We start from the raw sequence: 1,324 nt of genomic DNA, 5'->3' as shown, positions 1-1,324 counted from the left end.
TGGGGTTGCCCGCAAATTGTGGACACGTAGTGGAGCTACCTAGTGGTTAGGCGGCTATTTCTTTTCTGCTGGTGGTTAGACCGATGCGGTTCTCGAAGTCGACGGGGCTTATCATCCCGAGTGCGGAGTGCCGACGTCGGCGGTTGTAGACGACTTCAATCCAGTAGGCAACGGCCTTGCGTGCAGCATCACGGGTCGCCCAGCGCTTACGGTCGTAGAATTCGGTTTTAAGCGTCGACCAGAATGACTCGGCCATCGCGTTATCGAAGCACACGCCGGTACGCCCTACGGACTGAGCAATGCCCAGGTTGCGGCAAACTTCCCAAAGCTTCTCGCTGGTAAATTGGGTTCCGCGGTCAGCGTGAAACACTAGCCCGTCAGGCACGTCACCGCGTAGTGTATGCGCCATCCGCAGGGCCCGTTCGACCAGGTATGTATCTTGAACGCTATCCATAGCCCAGCCCAGTACCCTGCGGGAATGACCATCGCGGACTGCGCACAAGTACAACCAGCCTTCACCGGTGCGCAGGTAGGTAATATCCGACATCCATACTCGGTTGAGCTCACCAGTATCAAACATGCGCTTGACCAAGTCAGGAAGCGTGGACTTACGCTTGGCTTGAATCGTTGTCACTGGGACAAAGGCCCGCGGGGAAATCCCTTCAATGCCCATCATGCGCATCCGTTTAGCCACAGTCTTACGATTAAGCGAAATGTGGTACCGCTCGATAAGTTCTGCGGTGATCCGCGGAGCACCATAAACCTCGTCGGAGTCCGACCAAATCTGATGAATCTTACGGTCAACGTCATCGTAAAAAGCTGCACGATTATCTTCGCCGGATAGCCGCTTCTGCTGCGTATGAGACCATTTGTAGTATCCAGACCGAGACACTTTTAATAGCCGTGCCATACGTTTGATGCTGTAGTTCGCCTTCTCTCGCTGCATTAATTCGAACTTTTCTGTTCGCGTTGCTTGGCGGCGAAGAAGGCTGTCGCTTTTGACAAAAACTCGTTATCCATCTTGGCTTCCGCCAGCTCACGGCGCAGACGAGCATTCTCAGCACGAAGATCCGCCTCGCTTAGCCCGTCGGATGCTCCTCGGCGCTCACGCTCGAGTTTGACCCACCTGCCTAAAATTGTGGCTGATACGCCAATTTCCTTAGCCACATGAGCGATTGGGCGCTGCGACTCGATTACCAGGTTTGCGGCTTCACGCCGGTACTCCGGCGTGTACTTCTTGCGCTGTTGATTCACAATGAACATCCTCTCCTACGGACACAAGATCCGTACAAATAGGGTGTCCACTACTTGAGGGTAACCTCAA

At 54.3% G+C, this 1,324-nt stretch carries 1 protein-coding gene; it reads right to left on the bottom strand.

Annotated elements, in window-relative coordinates:
- Positions 1 to 46 precede the first annotated feature (46 nt).
- Positions 47 to 1,263, bottom strand: a protein-coding gene (locus tag MHY24_RS11970; protein WP_239230923.1) for an IS3 family transposase whose coding sequence is annotated in 2 segments (ribosomal slippage) — positions 47 to 1,002 and positions 1,002 to 1,263 — 1,218 coding nt in all. Because the reading frame shifts where the segments join, the coding sequence is not laid out codon by codon here.
- Positions 1,264 to 1,324: the final 61 nt, after the last annotated feature.

Source organism: Corynebacterium sp. ACRPQ (assembly GCF_022347225.1).
Lineage (GTDB): Bacteria > Actinomycetota > Actinomycetes > Mycobacteriales > Mycobacteriaceae > Corynebacterium > Corynebacterium tuberculostearicum_D.
The sequence above is the reverse complement of the archived record's forward strand: the minus strand, read 5'-3'. Positions and strand labels throughout refer to the sequence as shown.